Raw genomic sequence first — 15,710 nt, forward strand, 5'->3', positions numbered from 1 at the left:
GCCCGGCTTTTTTGTGCCCGCAGGCCGGCTCAGGTGCCTTCCGACGGCGACTCCTGAATCTGCACGGGCGGCGTATCGACCCATTGCCAGAACAGCTTGTAGCCCACAGCCAGCACCACCGGGCCGATGAACAGGCCGATGATGCCGCCGCTGAGCATGCCGCCCAGGGCGCCGATCAGCACCACCGGCATCGGTACATCGACGCCGCGCCCCAGCAGCAGGGGCTTGAGCACGTTGTCGACCAGGCCGGCGAGCATGGTGTAGATGGTGAAGATGATGGCCGCCAGGGTCGGGCCTTCGCTGTAGAAGACGAAGGCGATCACCGGCAGGGTGATCAGCGGCAGTGGCAACTGCATGATGCCCAGCAGCAGGACGCCCATGGCCAGCAGCCCGGCGCCGGGTACGCCCATGACCATGAAGCCGATGCCGAGCAGCAGCATCTGCACGAAGGCGATGCCGATCACGCCCTGGGCCACGGCGCGGATGGTCGCGGTGCAGAGCAATACGAAGTGTCCGCTGCGCTCGGGAGCGATGATGCGCGCCGCGATGCGCTGGGCGCTGCGGTGACCGTTGTCGCCGTAGGCCATGATGATGGCGCCGATGACCAGCGCGGCGATGAACACCAGGAAGCCGGCGCCGGCTCCGGCGATCTTGCCGAGCAGCACCAGGGTCACATCCTTGATATAGGGCGCCAGGCGCTGCAGCAGGCTGGTCAGATCGGACGAGGCCTGTTCCCAGAAGCCGTGCAGCGACTCGCCGATCAGCGGCCAGCCGGCGACGGAGTCGGGCGGCGAGGGGATGCGCAGCGAGCCGCTTTTCACCGTGTCGATCGCCACCTCCACCGAGTCACCCAGCGAGGCACCGAGCAGGTAGATCGGCAGTAACAGCACGGCCATTGCGACCAGTACGATCAGCGTGGCGGCGCGGCTGTCGCTGTTGCCCAGGTGCGGCCTGAGCAGGAGGTGCAGTGGGTAGAGGGTGATGGCGAGGATCACCGACCACAGCATCAGGCTGAGGAAGGGGTGGAACACTTCATAGCAGGACACCACCAGCGCGGTGATGAGGCCTGCGCGGATCAGCGTGTCGAGCAGGGTGCGAGGCAGGTGTCTGTCCGAGTCGATGGGCGTCATGGGGCGGTCCTTGGCGGCGACGGTTGGCATGCGTCAGCATAGCCGGCCAACGGGCAGCGGCTCGTCTGCCAACCGGAGGGATTCACCATGAGTTTATGGAAATGGGCCGGCGGCTTGGTGCTGGGCTGCGTCGCTACCCTGGCCCAGGCCGAACTGAGCCTGCGCACCGATGGCGAGGTGTTCGGCCTGGCGCCCAGCGCGCCGCCGGCCGCCTTCATCCAACATCTCGGTGAACCGACTGCCGAGCTGCCGCTGCAGCAGGGGCGGCGTGGTCTGTTGTATGGCAATGCGCTGCTGCTGGTGTTCGAAGGCGAGCGCCTGCGCGAGGTGCGCTGCTGGAAGGTGCAACAGTTCACCGACGAGCTGTTTGTCGGCTGGCTGCAGGACGTGGAGCGCAAAGGCCAGCCCGAGGGCTTCGTGGTCGACGATCGGCTGCGCCTGGGCATGCCGCGGCAGCAGGTGGGCGCTTATCTGGCGGGGCTGGAAGGGGCGGGCGACGAGCGTTCCGATCTGCTGCGGAAGAACGGCCGGCAGATCTGGCTGGGCTATGGCCCGGCACCCGACTATCACCTGGGCGACGACCCCGAGCAGGCGGTGCTGGTCTCCATTAGCGTGCTGTTCGAGAAACCCTGACGCTCGAAAATGCAGTGAATTTCTGCCGTCCTGGCGAACTCTACCGCTCAGAGTTCGCCGAGGAGGGCATCTCATGTACGCAACACTGACTCATTTCTTTCCGCCAGGCCCGCGTGGCTGGCAGCTGAACGGCGCCATTCCTGGCCAGCCTGATCCGGATATCCCCGACCAGCCCGGTAAGCCGGACCTACCGCAGCCCCCGGGCGAGCCGACCATTCCCGACCAGCCCCCCCCCGCGCCAATAGCCCGCCACTGAGGCGGGCCAGCCCGGCGTCACGGCACCAGCGGCAACTCGCGTTTGTGACGGGTGTTGTCGTAGGTGCGCACGATGGTGGCGTAGGCCTCGTCACTGACTTTCTCGCCATGCAGGAACGCGTCGATCTCGGCGTAGCTCACTCCGTGGGCTTCTTCGTCGGGCTTGCCCGGACGTAGCTCTTCCAGGTCGGCGGTCGGCGTCTTCTGTACCAGGTGCTGTGGCGCGCCCAGGTATTTGGCGATGGCGCGTACCTGGCCTTTCACCAGGCCGGAGAGCGGGGCCAGATCACAGGCACCGTCGCCGAACTTGGTGAAGAAGCCCATCACCGCCTCGGCGGCGTGGTCGGTGCCGATTACCAGGCCGTTGTTGGCGTTGGCGATGGCGAACTGGGCGACCATGCGGATGCGCGCCTTGATGTTGCCGTTGACGAAGTCGCGACGCGGCTCGGCGAGCTTTTGCAAGTCGGCGACCTGTTCGCCCAGGCCGAGCACACTGGGGGCGATATTGACCGTGTCGTTGATGTCGGCACCGACGAATTTCAGCGAATCCTGGGCATCGTGCTCGTCATGCTGGGTCTTGTGCGGCAGGCGCACGGCAATGAAGCGGTAGCCGGCATCGCCGGTCTCGGCGCGCAGCTCCTCGACCGACAGCTGGGCCAGGCGCCCGGCGGTGGTGGAGTCGACGCCACCGCTGATGCCCAGCACCAGTACCTTCAGGCCCGAATTCCTCAACGTGTTCTTGATGAAGTTCTTGCGCCGCTCGATCTCCGCCACCAGGGCGGCCTCGTCGGCGAAGGGCGGTACCACGTCCAGGGCGGCGGCGATTTCGGCTTGGCGGTTGCTCATGGCTGGGTCCTCATACGCGGAAAACATGTTTCAGGTAGCTGACGAAGTTCTCGTCGCGGCACTGGGTCTTGCCCGGTGCGTCGGAAATCTTGGCGACGGGCTGGCCGTTGCAGGCGGTCATCTTGATCACGATGTTCATCGGCTCGACGCCCGGGATGTCGCAGGTCAGCTTGGTGCCGACGCCGAAGCTTACGTGGATACGACCGTGAAGTGCACGGTAGAGCTGCAGCGACTTTGCAAAGTCGAGGCCATCGGAGAACACCAGGGTCTTGCTCATGGGGTCGATGCCCAGCTTCTCGTAGTGGGCGATGGCCTTCTCCGCCCACTGCAGCGGGTCGCCCGAGTCGTGGCGCAGGCCGTCGAACAGCTTGGCGAAGTACAGATCGAAGTCGCGCAGGAAGGCGTCCATGGTGATGCAGTCGGTCAGGGCGATGCCGAGCAGGCCGCGGTACTCGCGTACCCAGCAGTCCAGGGCGGCGCTCTGGCTGTCGATCAGGCGCGGGCCGAGCTGCTGGTGGGCCATCAGCCACTCGTGGGCCATGGTGCCGAGCGGCTTGAGGTCGAGCTCGCGGGCCAGGTGCACATTGCTGGTGCCGACGAAGCGCCCGGGGAAGTCGCGTTTCATGATCTTCACCATCTGCTCCTGCACCCGGTAGGAGAAGCGTCGGCGGGTGCCGAAATCGGCGACCTGGAAGCCGTCCAGCTCATCGGCCGAGGCCTCGCGCTTGAGCCAGTCGAACTTCTCGTACAGGCGCTCGCTGGCCTGTTCCAGCAGCACCTCGCGATAGCGATAGCGGTTGCGCACCTCGCTGATGATCGCCAGCAGCGGGATCTCGTAGAGGATCACGTGCAGCCAGGGGCCGCGCAGGCGGATGCACAGCTGGCCGTCCTCGACGCTGGTTTGCACATGGCGCGGGTTGAAGCGGAACAGGCCGAGGAAGCGGATGAAGTCGGCCTTCATGAACGGGATGCGCTCGAGGAAGCCCAGTTGATCGGCGGTGACTTCCAGCTCGGCCAGGCGCTCGATCTGGTAGCGGATCTCGGCCAGGTAAGGCGTCAGATCCTCGGCGTTGCGGCAGCGGAACTCCCACTCCACCTCGGCGTTGGGGTAGTTGTGCAGCACCGCCTGCATCATGGTCAGCTTGTAGAAGTCGGTGTCCAGCAGGTTCTGCACGATGCGCTCGGCGAATACGCTCTCGGTCATCTCAGTTGTCTCCATCCATGTTCAGCGCTGCATCCAGCTCATCCAGGCTGGCGTGCAGGGCGATGCCGGCGGCGCGCATCTCGGCGCAGGAGCTGTTGGCGGTGTCTTCGGCAATGGCCCGGCAGGCCGGCAGGTACACGTCGACCATGAAGCCGGCGCGGCGCAGTTGCAGGGCGGTGGTCTTCACGCAGTAGTCCAGGGCCAGGCCGCCGACCAGCACGCGCTTCACGCCATTGTGCCGGAGAAACTCGATGACGCCCGTGCTGCGTTTCTCGGCCAGGTCGTGGTAGCAGGCGCCGTAAGGGTGCAAGTCCGGCTCCACGCCTTTCCACACGAAGTAGTCGTAGTCCAGCGGGGCGGGCAGCTCGTCGAGCAGCTCGAAACCCGGCGTGCCCGGCACGCAGTGGCTGACCCAGGACAGGTCGGCGTTGGCCAGCGGCAGGGGCCTCAGCATCTCCGCGTGGCTCGGCGCCACCCAGGCGGCTTGCGGGCTGTGCGCGTCCTTGCTGCCCAGGCGCATGGCGGCGCGCTCGGCCAACTGGTTGAGGGCAGGGGCTATGGCATCGCCGCCGGGAACCGGCAGCTCGTTCGGGCACAGGGGAGTGAAGCCCTTTTGCGCATCGACGTCGAAGCTGGCGATTTTCATCTTGGCATTCCTTGTTGCCGTGGAGGTGGTTACATATTCCATCTGATGAAATAAGTTGGCAAGCGCTTTCTGCCGGGACGGATGAAATTCTGTGAGTTATTCGTCAAGATGAAATAAGTCGCTGGGATTCGAAGGAGAGGACATGGCTTCCGCCGAAGTGCTGGCCGGGGTGGACATAGTGGCGCTGCGCCTGGGCGAGGCGGGCGCGCTGCAGCTGCTGCTGATTCGCCGTGGCCAGGCGCCGTTCGAGGGGCAATGGGCGTTGCCCGGCGTGCTGGTCAATGGCCGTTGCGCCGATGCCAGCCTGGACGCCGCCGCCGAGCGCGCACTGCAGGACAAGGCGCGCATCGCCCCACAGCATCTGGAGCAGGTGGCCACCGTGGGCAACGCCGTGCGCGATCCGCGTGGCTGGTCGCTGTCGACCTTCTATCTGGCGCTGCTGGCGCCGGACACCGAGCTGCAAGGCGATGACCTGTGCTTCGTCTCGCTGGACGAGGTGCTGGGCGAAGAGTTGCCGCTGCCGTTCGACCACGCCCAGCTGGTGGCCCAGGCGGCCGAGCGCCTGGCCGGCAAGGCGGTGTACACCTCGTTGCCGCTGTACCTGCTGGCGCCGCGCTTCACCGTGACCGAGGCGCTGGCGGCGTTCCAGGCCAGCCTCGGGCCGCCGGTGCAGCACACCACGTTGCGCGGACGCCTGGAGAAGATGAAGCAGCATGGCTGGATCTTCGATACCGGGGAAAAGAACCAGCCGAAGATGGGCCGCCCGCAGAACCTGCTGGAGCATCGGCCGCAGGCCGCCGGAGGGTTCATTTTCGATCGCAGCGTGCTGTCCTGAGGTGAACTTGGCCGGGCTGTCGGCTACGCTGCGAGAAACTCCCGAAGTACTGTCGCCCGCACCGGCGGGCAGTGGAAGTCATCCATGAAGCTCCATCTTTACGCCCTGGCTCTGCTCCTCGGCTGTTTCGCCTTGCCGGTCGGCGCCGCCGGGCTCGCCGCCGAGCTGGTGGACGGCCAGGGCCAGCCGCTGGCCAACGCCGTGCTCAGCCTCAAGGGCGTGGGTGCTTCGGCGCGTAACGAGCCGGCGATCATGGATCAGCGCGACAAGCAGTTCATGCCCACCGTGCTAGCCGTGCGCAGCGGCACTTCGGTGAAATTCCCCAACAGCGACGACATCCGCCACCACGTCTATTCCTTCTCGCCGACCAAACGCTTCGAGCTGCGCCTGTACAAGGGCACGCCGAGCGAGCCGGTGCTGTTCGACAAGCCCGGCGTGGTGGTGCTCGGCTGCAATATCCACGACTGGATGGTCGGCTACGTCTATGTCACCGACGACCCCTGGTATGCCGTCAGCGATGCCCAGGGCCGGCTGATCCTCGATGGCCTGCCGGCGGGCAACTACCAGGTCACCCTGTGGCACCCGCAGCTGGAGAACATGCTGCCACTGAGCGCCGGCACCCTCGAGGTGCCGGCGGCCGGGTTGAGCCAGCGCTTCCCGCTGCAGCTGGCGGGCGCTGCAGTGGCGCCGGCCGCGCCCAAGCCCAGCGCCTTTGGCGAGGCCTTCAGGAAGGCGGCGAGTGAAGTTCAGCCATAGTTTTCAGGCGCGCATCGCCGGGGTGCTGATCCTCCTCCTGTCGGTGGTGGTCGGCGCGCTGTACTTCTCGGTCAAGGCCGCCACCGGCGTGGCGGTACAGGGCCAGGTGCGCGAGGAGCTCGGCGTCGGCGGCCGGGTGCTGGAGCAACTGATCGAGCTGCGCGGCCGCCAGCTGCGCGATGCAGTGCAGGTGCTGGCGGCCGATTTCGGCTTCAAGGACGCGGTGGCCAGTGGCGACAGCGACACCATTCGCTCGGCGCTGGCCAACCATGGCGCGCGTATCAAGGCCGATGCCGCGTTGCTGCTGGCCCTGGACGGCACTCTGCAGGTCAGCAGCGACCAGCGCATCGGCGCCGCGGCGGCCGAGCGCCTGGCCGGGCGGGTGGCCGAGCAGGCCGGGCAGGGCGCCCAGGTGTTCCTGTTGCCGGTGGAGGGCGAGGTCTACCTGCTGGTGGCGTCCGCCGTCAGCGCGCCGCTGCCGATCGCCCGGGTGGTGATGGGCTTCCACATCAACGAGAACTTCGCCCAGGAACTGCGCGAGCTGACCCACCTGGAGCTGACCCTGGTATCGATTGAGCGCGGCGCGGCCACCGGCTGGATCAGCACCCTGCCGCCCAGCGTGCATGAGCGCCTGCGCGAGGAAATCCTACAGCAGAAACAGGACAGCGGCAGCCGCCTGCTGCAGGCCGGCGACCAGCGCTACCTGGGCGAATGGCGCAACCTGGCCAGCGCCGGCGATTACCAGGTGCTGGCGCTGCTGCACAAATCCCTGGACCAGGCCGAGCAGGCCTTCGCCCCGCTGGACCATGACATTCTGCTGATCGCCCTGGCCGCCTTCTTCGGTTCGCTGCTCGGCGCGCTGCTGCTGGCGCGCAGCCTGGCGCAGCCGGTGCAGGAGCTGGCGCGGGTGGCGCGACGCATCGGCCTCGGCGACTACTTCACCCCGATCACCCTGCAGCGCCGCGACGAGCTGGGCAGCCTGGCCCAGGCCTTCACCAGCATGCAGGAGGGCATCGCCGAGCGGGAGCGGCAGCTGGCCCACAACGCCCTGCACGATGCCCTGACCGGCCTGCCCAACCGCACCCTGGCGCTGGAGCGGCTGGGTAGTGCGATCAGCGCGGAGCGGCCTACCGCGCTGCTGCACATCGGCGTGGGCAACTTCCGCTCCATCCTCGACAGTTGTGGCGCCGATGGCGCCGACCTGGCCCTGCAGCAGCTCAGCCGGCGCCTGCAGGCCACCCTGCGCCCCGGCGACAGCCTGGCGCGGCTGGTCAACGACGAGATGCTGCTGATGCTGGAGAACAGCGACAGCGATAACGCCATTGCCGCGGCGGACCGTCTGCACCAGCTGCTGCTCAAGCCGATGCGCGTCGGTACCCTGGACGTGGCCCTGGACTGCAGCATCGGCATCGCCGCCTATCCCACACACGGCAACAGCCCGGATGACCTGCTGCGCCGCGCCGCCATCGCCATGCAGGACGCCGCCCAGCAGTCCGGGCGCCTGGAGCTGTATCAGGAGGGCCGCGACGACGCCCACCAGCGGCAGATCAACCTGGTGCGCGACCTGCGCCACGCCGCCGAGCGCGGCGAGCTGATGCTCTATTACCAGCCCAAGCTGGATATCCCCGCGCGCCGTGTGCACGAGGCCGAATGCCTGCTGCGCTGGAACCATCCGCATTACGGCATGGTGTCTCCCGGCGAGTTCATTCCGCTGGCCGAGCGCACCGGCAGCATCCAGCTGCTCACCACCTGGGTGATCGGCGAGGCGCTGCGCCAGCTGCATGAATGGAACGGCCATGGCCTGGTCATGCAGGTGTCGCTGAACATCTCCGCCGAGGACCTGGTCGACCTGCAGCTGGCCGAAAGGGTTCGGCAGCAGTTGGCGGAGCAGGGCGTGGCGGCCGAGCAACTGGTGTTCGAGATCACCGAGAGCGCCATGATGCGCGACCAGCAGCGCGCTCTGGATGTGCTGCTGCGCCTGCGCGCCTGTGGCATCCAGCTGTCGGTGGACGACTTCGGCACCGGCTACTCGTCCCTGGCCCAGCTCAAGCGCATGCCGGTGCAGGAGCTGAAGATCGACCAGTCGTTCATCCGCGAGTTGGACGAGCACAGCGAGGATGCGGTGATCGTCCGCTCCACCATCGAGATGAGCCACAGCCTGGGCCTCAAGGTGGTGGCCGAGGGCGTGGAACTGGCCCCGATGCTGGAGCTGCTGGCGCGCTGGGGCTGCGATACCGCCCAGGGCTATCTGATCGGCAAGCCGATGCCGGCCGCCGCCTTCGAGCAGTGGCTGCGGCAATGGCAGGGCTCCCAACTGGCAAAGGTATTCTGAGCATGCGCACACGCCTGATCCTTCTCCTCTGCGGCCTGCTGCCGGCCCTGGCCGGCGCCGAGCAGGGGCGCCTGCTGGCCACCGGCGGTGCCACCAGCATCGACGGCGCGGCCGGCGGCGGCATCGTGCCCTGGGCGGTGCTGGCCGGCTATGGCGAGGAGGGCGAGTGGGGCGCGACCAGTTTCCTGACCCGGGTGGAGACCGGCGACTACCGCCTGGACGTCGGCGGCCTGGCCGTGTCCTACGGCAACCGCGTCGAGCTGTCCTACGCCCGCCAGCGTTTCGACCTGGGCACCCTGGCCCGCGATCTGAGCCTGCCGGACAACAGCCTCAGCCAGGACATCCTCGGCCTCAAGGTGCGCCTGTTCGGCGACCTGATCTACGACCGTCTACCGCAGGTGTCCCTGGGCATCGAGCACAAACGCCAGAAGGACTTCCTGGTGCCCAGCCTGGTCGGCGCCGAGCGTGACGAGGACGCCGAGGCCTATCTCGCCACCAGCCGCCTACTGCTCGGTGCGGCGTTCGGCTACAACCTGCTGCTCAACGGCAACCTGCGCTACAGCCGGGCCAACGAGCAGGGCCTGCTGGGCTTCGGCGGCGACCGCCGCGACGAGCATTCGCTGCTCAAGGAAGGCTCCATCGCCGTGTTGCTCAATCCGCGCTGGGCGGTTGGGGTGGAGTACCGCGAGAAGCCGGACAACCTGAGCTTCGCTGGCGAGAACGACTGGTCCGACCTGTTCGTCGGCTACTTCCCCAACAAGCACCTGGCCGTGGTGCTGGCCTACGCCCGGCTCGGCGAGATCGCCGGCCTCGATCATCAGGACGGGGTCTACCTGTCCCTGCAGGGGAGCTTCTGATCATGCGCGGATTGTCGATCATCCTGGCTCTGCTGCTCGGTGCCTGCGCCGCCAGCCCACCGCCGCCCAAGGACGAAAGCCTGTACCGCGGCCTCGGCGAGCACCAGGGCATCACCCGCATCGTCGAGGGCATGCTGCTCAACGCGGCGCGCAACCCGCGCATCGCCCACCACTTCGCCGATATCGATATCGAGCGCCTGCGCGACAAGCTGATCGAGCAGATCTGCGTCGAGGCCGGCGGGCCCTGCGTGTACACCGGCGACAGCATGGAGGAGAGCCACAAGGGCCTGAACATCGACCGCAGCGACTTCAATGCGCTGGTCGAGGACCTGATCGACGCGATGGACGCCGAGGGCGTCGCGGTGCCGGTGCAGAACCGCCTGCTGGCGCGCCTGGCGCCGATGCGCGGGCAGATCATCGAGCGCTGATCCTTCCTCCAGTCTCCATGTGTTGCGCGAGATAGAGGGATCGCCTGGGCCAAGTCGGCGAATCTGAGCTATCACTGAAGGCGGAGCACCATCACGGAGCCGGCGGCTAGCCGGGGAGGCAGGGACATGAGGTTCTCGATCGGGGCGAAGCTGTGGGTCAGCTTCTGCGCGATTCTGCTGGTCATCGTCGTCATCGGCGGCATTTCCTACCGCAACACCCTCAACATGCTGGAGACCTCGCGCTGGGTCGCCCACACCCATCAGGTGGTGGCCCAGTTGAGCGCCGTGCTGGCCACGGTGCAGAGCGCCGAGACCGGCCAGCGTGGCTTCATCATCACCGGCGCCGAGCGCTATCTGGACCCTTACAACGCGGCGTTGCTGAAGCTCGACGGCGATTTGCGCAGCCTGCGCGAACTGACCGCCGACAACCCCGAGCAACAACGTCGCCTGGGGCGGCTCGAGCCGCTGATCGCCACGAAGCTGGCCGAGCTCAAGGAAACCATCGAGCTGCGCCGTGCCCAGGGTTTCGAGCCGGCCCTGCAGCTGGTGCTGACCGACAAGGGCAAGCAGGCGATGGTCGAGATCCGCAGCCTGGTCGGCGAGATGGTCGCCGAGGAGGAGCAACTGCAGGCCGCACGCGATGCGGCGGCCAGTGCCAGCGCGGACACCAGCCAATGGGTCATAGTGCTCGGCATGACGCTGTCCGCGTTGCTGGTGGTTGCCGCCGCGCTGTTCCTCACCCAGAACATCGTCCGGCCGCTGCGCGCGGTCAGCGCCGTGGCCGATCGGGTCAGCGTCGGCAACCTGGGGGTGGAGCTCGCGGCCAGTACCCGCTCCGACGAGATCGGCGCGTTGCAGGCCGCCATCCTGCGCATGCTGCAATCCCTGCGGCAGACCGCCGAATCGGCGCGGCAGATCGCTGCCGGCAACCTGGCCATCGAGGTGCAGCCGCAGTCGCGCGACGATCAGTTCGGCCATGCCTTCGCCGACATGCTCCAGGCCCTGCGCCATGTGGCCGAGTCGGCGCGGCAGATCGCCGCCGGCAACCTGGCCGTGGAGGTGCAGCCGCAGTCCGCCAGCGACCAGTTCGGCCAGGCCTTCGCACGCATGCACCAGTCGCTGCGGCAGATGGCCGAGTCGGCGCGGCAGATCGCCGCCGGCAACCTGACCATCGAGGTGCAGCCGCAGTCCGCCAATGACCTGCTGGGCAACGCCTTCGCCCAGATGCTGGCGGACCTGCGCCGGATCAACGGCGATATCCGCGGCGGCATCGGCGTGCTCACCGATTCGGCCAGCGAGATCGCCGCCGGCGCCTACCAGATCGCCAGCGGCACGGCGGAGACCGCCACCGCCATCAGCGAGACCAGCGCCACCATGGAGGAGATCAAGCAGACCGCGCTGCTCTCCAGTCAGCGTGCGCTGTCGGTGTCCCAGGCGGCGCAGCGTTCGATGCAGGTGTCGCAGGATGGCCGGCGGGCGGTGGACGAGGTGGTCGAAGGCATGCGCCGCATCCACCAGCAAATGGAGCAGGTCGGCGAGAACATCACCCACCTGGCCGAGCAGGTGCAGACCATTGGCGAGATCATCGCCACGGTCAACGACCTGGCCGAGCAGTCCAATCTGCTGGCGGTCAACGCCTCCATCGAGGCGGCCAAGGCCGGCGAGCAGGGCAAGGGCTTCTCGGTGGTGGCCCAGGAGGTGAAGAGCCTGGCCGAGCAGTCCAAGCAGGCCACCGTGCAGGTGCGCGGCATTCTCGGCGAGATCCAGCGCGCCACCAGCAGCACGGTGCTGGCGGCGGAGCAGGGCAGTCGGGCGGTGAGCGAGGGGGTCAAGCAGTCCGGCCAGGCCGGCGAGGCGATCCGTCTGCTGTCGCTGAACATCGACGAAGGCGCCCAGGCGGTTGCCGAGATCGCCGTGTCGGCCCAGCAGCAACTGGCCGGCATGGATCAGCTGGTGCTGGCCATGGAGAGCATCCGCGAGGCCAGCAGCCAGAACATGTCCAGCTCCAAGCAGGCCGAGGCGGCCGCCCAGGGCCTGCATCAGTTGGGACAGAAGATGAAGGGCGTGCTCGCGCGCTTCCAGATCTGAACCCGCCAGCTCCGGAGTTTTTCGCAAAAACTCCGGAGTTTTCCGCAAGAACCCGTCATGCCGCTGTCACTAGAGTCCTGCATCCCGCTCTGGATGCGTGCGTTCGCGTTGCGCTTGTGTCGCCGGAGTCATGGACTAAACCCAAGGTAGAGGCCGCGGCATTGCCGCCGGTCGGCACCCCCATGGGGCCCGGCAGATGGGCCCTGTCGTCGTTTCCGGGAGGGGAATGGCGTGATGGGGCGCCGGCAGCAGGCGTCCCCCTTGTAAAGCCCCGGCCCAACGGCCGGGGAATCGAGTGTCCGTCACGAGCGGGCGCGTTTGCCAACCCAGTCGCGGCCAACCCCGCGGCCATAACAACAAGCGAGAGGGCATCCTCCCATGACAGCTAGCACCCCCATGCTGATCACCTTCGTGGTGTACATCGCCGCGATGGTCTTTATCGGCCTGTTTGCCTACCTGCGTACCAAGAACCTGTCCGACTACATCCTCGGTGGCCGCAGCCTCGGTAGCTTCGTTACCGCGCTGTCCGCCGGCGCCTCCGACATGAGCGGCTGGCTGCTGATGGGCCTGCCGGGCGCCGTGTACCTGTCCGGCCTGTCGGAAAGCTGGATCGCCATCGGCCTGATCGCCGGTGCCTGGCTCAACTGGCTGTTCGTCGCCGGCCGTCTGCGCGTGCAGACCGAGCACAACGGCAACGCCCTGACCCTGCCGGACTACTTCACCAACCGCTTCGAGGACAACAGCAAGCTGCTGCGCATCTTCTCGGCCGTGGTGATCCTGGTGTTCTTCACCATCTACTGCGCCTCGGGCGTGGTGGCCGGTGCCCGCCTGTTCGAGAGCACCTTCGGCATGTCCTACGAAACCGCCCTGTGGGCCGGCGCCGCTGCGACCATCGCCTACACCTTCATCGGCGGCTTCCTGGCCGTGAGCTGGACCGACACCGTGCAGGCCAGCCTGATGATCTTCGCCCTGATCCTCGCTCCGGTGATGGTGATGGTCGCCACCGGCGGCATGGACAGCACCTTCGCTGCCATCCAGCTGGAAGACGCGACCAACTTCGACATGCTCAAGGGCGCCACCTTCGTCGGCGTGATCTCGCTGCTGGCCTGGGGCCTGGGCTACTTCGGCCAGCCGCACATCCTGGCGCGCTTCATGGCCGCCGATTCGGTCAAGTCGATCCCGGCCGCCCGCCGCATTTCCATGACCTGGATGATCCTCTGCCTCGGCGGCGCCGTGGCCGTGGGCTTCTTCGGCATCGCCTACTTCTCCGCGAATCCGCAACTGGCTGGCCCGGTCACCGAGAACCCGGAACGCGTGTTCATCGAGCTGTCGAAGATCCTGTTCAACCCGTGGATCGCCGGCGTGCTGCTGTCCGCCATCCTGGCCGCGGTGATGTCCACCCTGAGCTGCCAGCTGCTGGTCTGCTCCAGCGCCCTGACCGAGGACTTCTACAAGGCCTTCCTGCGCAAGAACGCCGGCCAGGTCGAGCTGGTCTGGGTCGGCCGCGCCATGGTCCTGCTGATCGCCCTGATCTCCATCTGGCTGGCGTCCAACCCGGAAAACCGCGTACTGGGCCTGGTGGCCTACGCCTGGGCCGGCTTCGGTGCCGCCTTCGGCCCGGTGGTGATCCTTTCGCTGGTCTGGAAAGGCATGACCCGCAACGGCGCCCTGGCCGGCATGATCGTCGGCGCGGTGACCGTGGTGGTCTGGAAGAACTGGATTGGCATGGGTCTGTACGAAATCGTCCCGGGCTTCATCCTCGGCACCGTCGCCATTCTGGTCTTCAGCCGCATCGGCAGCGCCCCGTCCGCGACCATGCTCAAGCGCTTCGACGAAGCCGAGCAGGAATACCAGGACGCCCACCTGTAATACCCCACGCGTGGGCGGCCGGTCGTCCGTCCGCGCGTTTCGCTCCGCCGCAGCCATCCCTCATCGGCTGTCGACGGGGCACACCACGCACGACCTTTAGTGCTTTGCGGCCCACGTCTCCCGGCGATGGGCCGTTTTTTTTGCCCGCGAGAAACACCCCGCCTGGCTTAGAATGCGCGACCCAGCCCAGCTCGCCCATCTGCCATGAATTCCTCCGCCATCGCCCTCCTGCAACAGCACCTCGACCAGGCCTTCGCCTGCCTGCCCGACGAGGCGCGCCGGCTGTTCCATGGTCGTGGCCGGCAATGGCCGGGGCTGGAGCACGTCACCGCCGACTGGCTGCAGGGTGTGCTGCTGGTGGCGCTGTTTCGCCAACCCGACGCGCAGCCGCTGACCGAGCTGAAGGACATGCTGCTGCGGTTCGCCGCTTCACCGGCCTGGGCGCGCAGCGGCGCGCGTCACCTGCTGCTGCAGCACCGTTACCAGGCCGACAGCGCCACCGAGTACCTGGTGGGCGAGGCCATCGAGGGTGGCGAGATCGAAGAGGGCGGCCTGCGCTATCTCCTCGACTTCGGCCGCAAGCAGAACAGCGGCCTGTTCCTCGACATGCGCCTGGGCCGCCAGTGGGTGCTCGAGCAGGCGGGCGGGCAGCGGGTGCTCAACCTGTTCGCCTATACCTGCGGCTTCTCGGTGGCGGCCATCGCCGGCGGCGCCGAGCGGGTGGTCAACCTGGACATGTCGCGCCCGGCGCTGAGCCGAGGCCGCGACAACCATCGGCTGAACGGCCATGACCTGGGGCGGGTCAGCTTCCTCGGCCACGACCTGTTCAATTCCTGGGGCAAGCTGCGCAAGGACGGCCCCTTCGAGCTGATCATCGTCGATCCGCCGAGCTTCCAGAAAGGCAGCTTCGTGCTGACCCGCGACTACGCTAAGATCCTGCGCCGCCTGCCGGACCTGCTGGCACCGGGTGGCCGGGTGCTGGCCTGCGTCAACGACCCGGCCATCGCGCCCACCTTCCTCATCGACGAGATGGTCCGCGAGGCGCCGCAGCTGCGCTTCATCGAGCGCCTGGCCAACCCGCCGGAGTTCGCCGACAGCGACCCGGATGCCGGGCTCAAGGTGCTGCTGTTCACAGCAGACTGATTCAGGAGGCCACGGGCGATAACCAGGCCGGGCGCTGGCGGTCGCGCTGGTAGGTGGAGGAGGCCAGCACCTGCACCACGAAGTCTTCCAGGCGCTGTGGCGACAGGCCGCCGAGTACTTCGCTCTGCAACAGGATCTGCACCGGCGACGGCACCTGGCGGGTCAGCCTGGCGATCTCTTCCACCGCGTTGAAGCCGCCGCGGCCACCCTGGGTGCAGATCACCGAGATGCGCTGGCGCGACAGGTCGTGGTCGCCGAGGAAGGTGCGCAGCGGCGCGGCCAGGCCCTTCATCCACACCGGGGTGAGCAGCACGATGTGCTCGAAACGCTCCAGCGCAGGGCCCTCGTAGCGGTAGTCGGGGCGGTTGCGCAGCCAGGCGTCGAGCATGCAGCGCCAGTCGCCGCTGGCCCCGGCACGCGGCCGGGTGTCGTGGATCAGCCCGAGCGGCCAGCCGGTGAGCCGGACCAGCTCGTCGGCAACCAGGCGGGTGTTGCCGGTACGCGAGTAGCACACCAGAAGAATGTCGTTCATGGCGACCTCCATCGCACGGCTGATGAACGGGCCGGAGTGTTCCGGCGTCGAGTGCAGCCTAGGCAATGGGCGCCGCCGGGTGCTTGATCCGCATCAATGAAGCGGCGGGCGCGCGGCGCAATGAAAAACGCCCCGCGGAGCGGGGCGTTCGGGACA

The 15,710-nt window shown here is 67.4% G+C and carries 15 protein-coding genes; 10 read left to right on the top strand and 5 right to left on the bottom strand.

Annotated elements, in window-relative coordinates; genetic code table 11:
• Positions 1-29: 29 nt before the first annotated feature.
• On the bottom strand, positions 30-1,130 hold the full coding sequence (locus tag FFS62_RS09800; RefSeq protein ID WP_137972635.1) for an AI-2E family transporter: 1,101 nt from the start codon (positions 1,128-1,130) through the stop codon (positions 30-32).
• A gap of 87 nt (positions 1,131-1,217) precedes the next feature.
• Between FFS62_RS09800 and FFS62_RS09805 the strand changes: the two genes are divergently transcribed.
• Together FFS62_RS09805 and FFS62_RS23420 are read left to right on the top strand one after the other, a co-directional pair.
• Entirely contained in the window at positions 1,218-1,763 is a 546-nt protein-coding gene (locus FFS62_RS09805) for a hypothetical protein (protein WP_256662187.1), read from the top strand.
• A 73-nt stretch (positions 1,764-1,836) separates the two neighbouring features.
• A complete protein-coding gene (locus FFS62_RS23420; RefSeq protein WP_256662188.1) occupies positions 1,837-2,019 on the top strand; it encodes a hypothetical protein in 183 nt (60 codons plus the stop codon).
• A 17-nt stretch (positions 2,020-2,036) separates the two neighbouring features.
• Here the strand turns inward: FFS62_RS23420 and nadE are convergent, their stop codons facing one another.
• The 3 genes from nadE to FFS62_RS09825 are packed head-to-tail and all read right to left on the bottom strand — an operon-like array spanning position 2,037 to position 4,756.
• Complete coding sequence (gene nadE / locus FFS62_RS09815; RefSeq protein ID WP_137972636.1) at positions 2,037-2,864, bottom strand: ammonia-dependent NAD(+) synthetase; 828 nt, start codon at positions 2,862-2,864, stop codon at positions 2,037-2,039.
• 10 nt (positions 2,865-2,874) lie between these two features.
• The gene (pncB, locus tag FFS62_RS09820) at positions 2,875-4,068 is read right to left on the bottom strand and encodes a nicotinate phosphoribosyltransferase (RefSeq protein ID WP_137972637.1); all 1,194 of its coding nucleotides are present in this window, start codon (positions 4,066-4,068) and stop codon (positions 2,875-2,877) included.
• Between the two features lies 1 nt (position 4,069).
• Complete coding sequence (locus tag FFS62_RS09825) at positions 4,070-4,756, bottom strand: nicotinamidase (RefSeq protein WP_371920115.1); 687 nt, start codon at positions 4,754-4,756, stop codon at positions 4,070-4,072.
• A 100-nt stretch (positions 4,757-4,856) separates the two neighbouring features.
• Here FFS62_RS09825 and FFS62_RS09830 point away from each other — a divergent pair, with 100 nt between their 5' ends.
• The 8 genes from FFS62_RS09830 to FFS62_RS09865 all read left to right on the top strand — a co-directional run bounded on the left by FFS62_RS09830 (position 4,857) and on the right by FFS62_RS09865 (position 15,022).
• Complete coding sequence (locus tag FFS62_RS09830; RefSeq protein WP_137972639.1) at positions 4,857-5,549, top strand: NUDIX hydrolase; 693 nt, start codon at positions 4,857-4,859, stop codon at positions 5,547-5,549.
• 84 nt (positions 5,550-5,633) lie between these two features.
• The gene (locus FFS62_RS09835) at positions 5,634-6,305 is read left to right on the top strand and encodes a methylamine utilization protein (protein WP_137972640.1); all 672 of its coding nucleotides are present in this window, start codon (positions 5,634-5,636) and stop codon (positions 6,303-6,305) included.
• Positions 6,289-8,637: a bifunctional diguanylate cyclase/phosphodiesterase gene (locus tag FFS62_RS09840; RefSeq protein ID WP_137972641.1), complete on the top strand. Its 2,349-nt coding sequence runs from the start codon at positions 6,289-6,291 to the stop codon at positions 8,635-8,637. The genes FFS62_RS09835 and FFS62_RS09840 overlap by 17 nt, the downstream gene beginning before the upstream one ends.
• Before the next feature lie 2 nt (positions 8,638-8,639).
• Positions 8,640-9,494, top strand: coding sequence for a DUF3034 family protein (locus tag FFS62_RS09845; RefSeq protein ID WP_137972642.1), 855 nt, complete (start codon positions 8,640-8,642; stop codon positions 9,492-9,494).
• Positions 9,495-9,496: 2 nt separating this feature from the next.
• Positions 9,497-9,922, top strand: a complete 426-nt coding sequence (locus tag FFS62_RS09850) for a group 1 truncated hemoglobin (RefSeq protein ID WP_137972643.1) — start codon at positions 9,497-9,499, stop codon at positions 9,920-9,922.
• 126 nt (positions 9,923-10,048) lie between these two features.
• Positions 10,049-12,010, top strand: coding sequence for a CHASE3 domain-containing protein (locus tag FFS62_RS09855; RefSeq protein ID WP_137972644.1), 1,962 nt, complete (start codon positions 10,049-10,051; stop codon positions 12,008-12,010).
• A 378-nt stretch (positions 12,011-12,388) separates the two neighbouring features.
• Positions 12,389-13,879, top strand: coding sequence for a sodium/proline symporter PutP (gene putP / locus FFS62_RS09860; protein ID WP_137972645.1), 1,491 nt, complete (start codon positions 12,389-12,391; stop codon positions 13,877-13,879).
• A gap of 204 nt (positions 13,880-14,083) precedes the next feature.
• The gene (locus FFS62_RS09865; RefSeq protein WP_137972646.1) at positions 14,084-15,022 is read left to right on the top strand and encodes a class I SAM-dependent methyltransferase; all 939 of its coding nucleotides are present in this window, start codon (positions 14,084-14,086) and stop codon (positions 15,020-15,022) included.
• Between the two features lies 1 nt (position 15,023).
• On the opposite strand, the gene FFS62_RS09870 is transcribed toward FFS62_RS09865, so the two are convergent.
• Positions 15,024-15,554, bottom strand: a complete 531-nt coding sequence (locus FFS62_RS09870; RefSeq protein WP_171016303.1) for a flavodoxin family protein — start codon at positions 15,552-15,554, stop codon at positions 15,024-15,026.
• Between the last annotated feature and the right edge of the window lie 156 nt (positions 15,555-15,710).

The organism is Pseudomonas sp. F(2018) (assembly GCF_005508865.1).
Lineage (GTDB): Bacteria > Pseudomonadota > Gammaproteobacteria > Pseudomonadales > Pseudomonadaceae > Aquipseudomonas.

Coding starts and splice junctions, on each gene's coding strand:
- FFS62_RS09800 (WP_137972635.1), bottom strand. CDS start 1,130: ATGACGCCCATCGACTCGGACAGACACCTGCCTCGCACCCTGCTCGAC.
- FFS62_RS09805 (WP_256662187.1), top strand. CDS start 1,218: ATGAGTTTATGGAAATGGGCCGGCGGCTTGGTGCTGGGCTGCGTCGCT.
- FFS62_RS23420 (WP_256662188.1), top strand. CDS start 1,837: ATGTACGCAACACTGACTCATTTCTTTCCGCCAGGCCCGCGTGGCTGG.
- nadE (WP_137972636.1), bottom strand. CDS start 2,864: ATGAGCAACCGCCAAGCCGAAATCGCCGCCGCCCTGGACGTGGTACCG.
- pncB (WP_137972637.1), bottom strand. CDS start 4,068: ATGACCGAGAGCGTATTCGCCGAGCGCATCGTGCAGAACCTGCTGGAC.
- FFS62_RS09825 (WP_371920115.1), bottom strand. CDS start 4,756: ATGGAATATGTAACCACCTCCACGGCAACAAGGAATGCCAAGATGAAA.
- FFS62_RS09830 (WP_137972639.1), top strand. CDS start 4,857: ATGGCTTCCGCCGAAGTGCTGGCCGGGGTGGACATAGTGGCGCTGCGC.
- FFS62_RS09835 (WP_137972640.1), top strand. CDS start 5,634: ATGAAGCTCCATCTTTACGCCCTGGCTCTGCTCCTCGGCTGTTTCGCC.
- FFS62_RS09845 (WP_137972642.1), top strand. CDS start 8,640: ATGCGCACACGCCTGATCCTTCTCCTCTGCGGCCTGCTGCCGGCCCTG.
- FFS62_RS09850 (WP_137972643.1), top strand. CDS start 9,497: ATGCGCGGATTGTCGATCATCCTGGCTCTGCTGCTCGGTGCCTGCGCC.
- FFS62_RS09855 (WP_137972644.1), top strand. CDS start 10,049: ATGAGGTTCTCGATCGGGGCGAAGCTGTGGGTCAGCTTCTGCGCGATT.
- putP (WP_137972645.1), top strand. CDS start 12,389: ATGACAGCTAGCACCCCCATGCTGATCACCTTCGTGGTGTACATCGCC.
- FFS62_RS09865 (WP_137972646.1), top strand. CDS start 14,084: ATGAATTCCTCCGCCATCGCCCTCCTGCAACAGCACCTCGACCAGGCC.
- FFS62_RS09870 (WP_171016303.1), bottom strand. CDS start 15,554: ATGAACGACATTCTTCTGGTGTGCTACTCGCGTACCGGCAACACCCGC.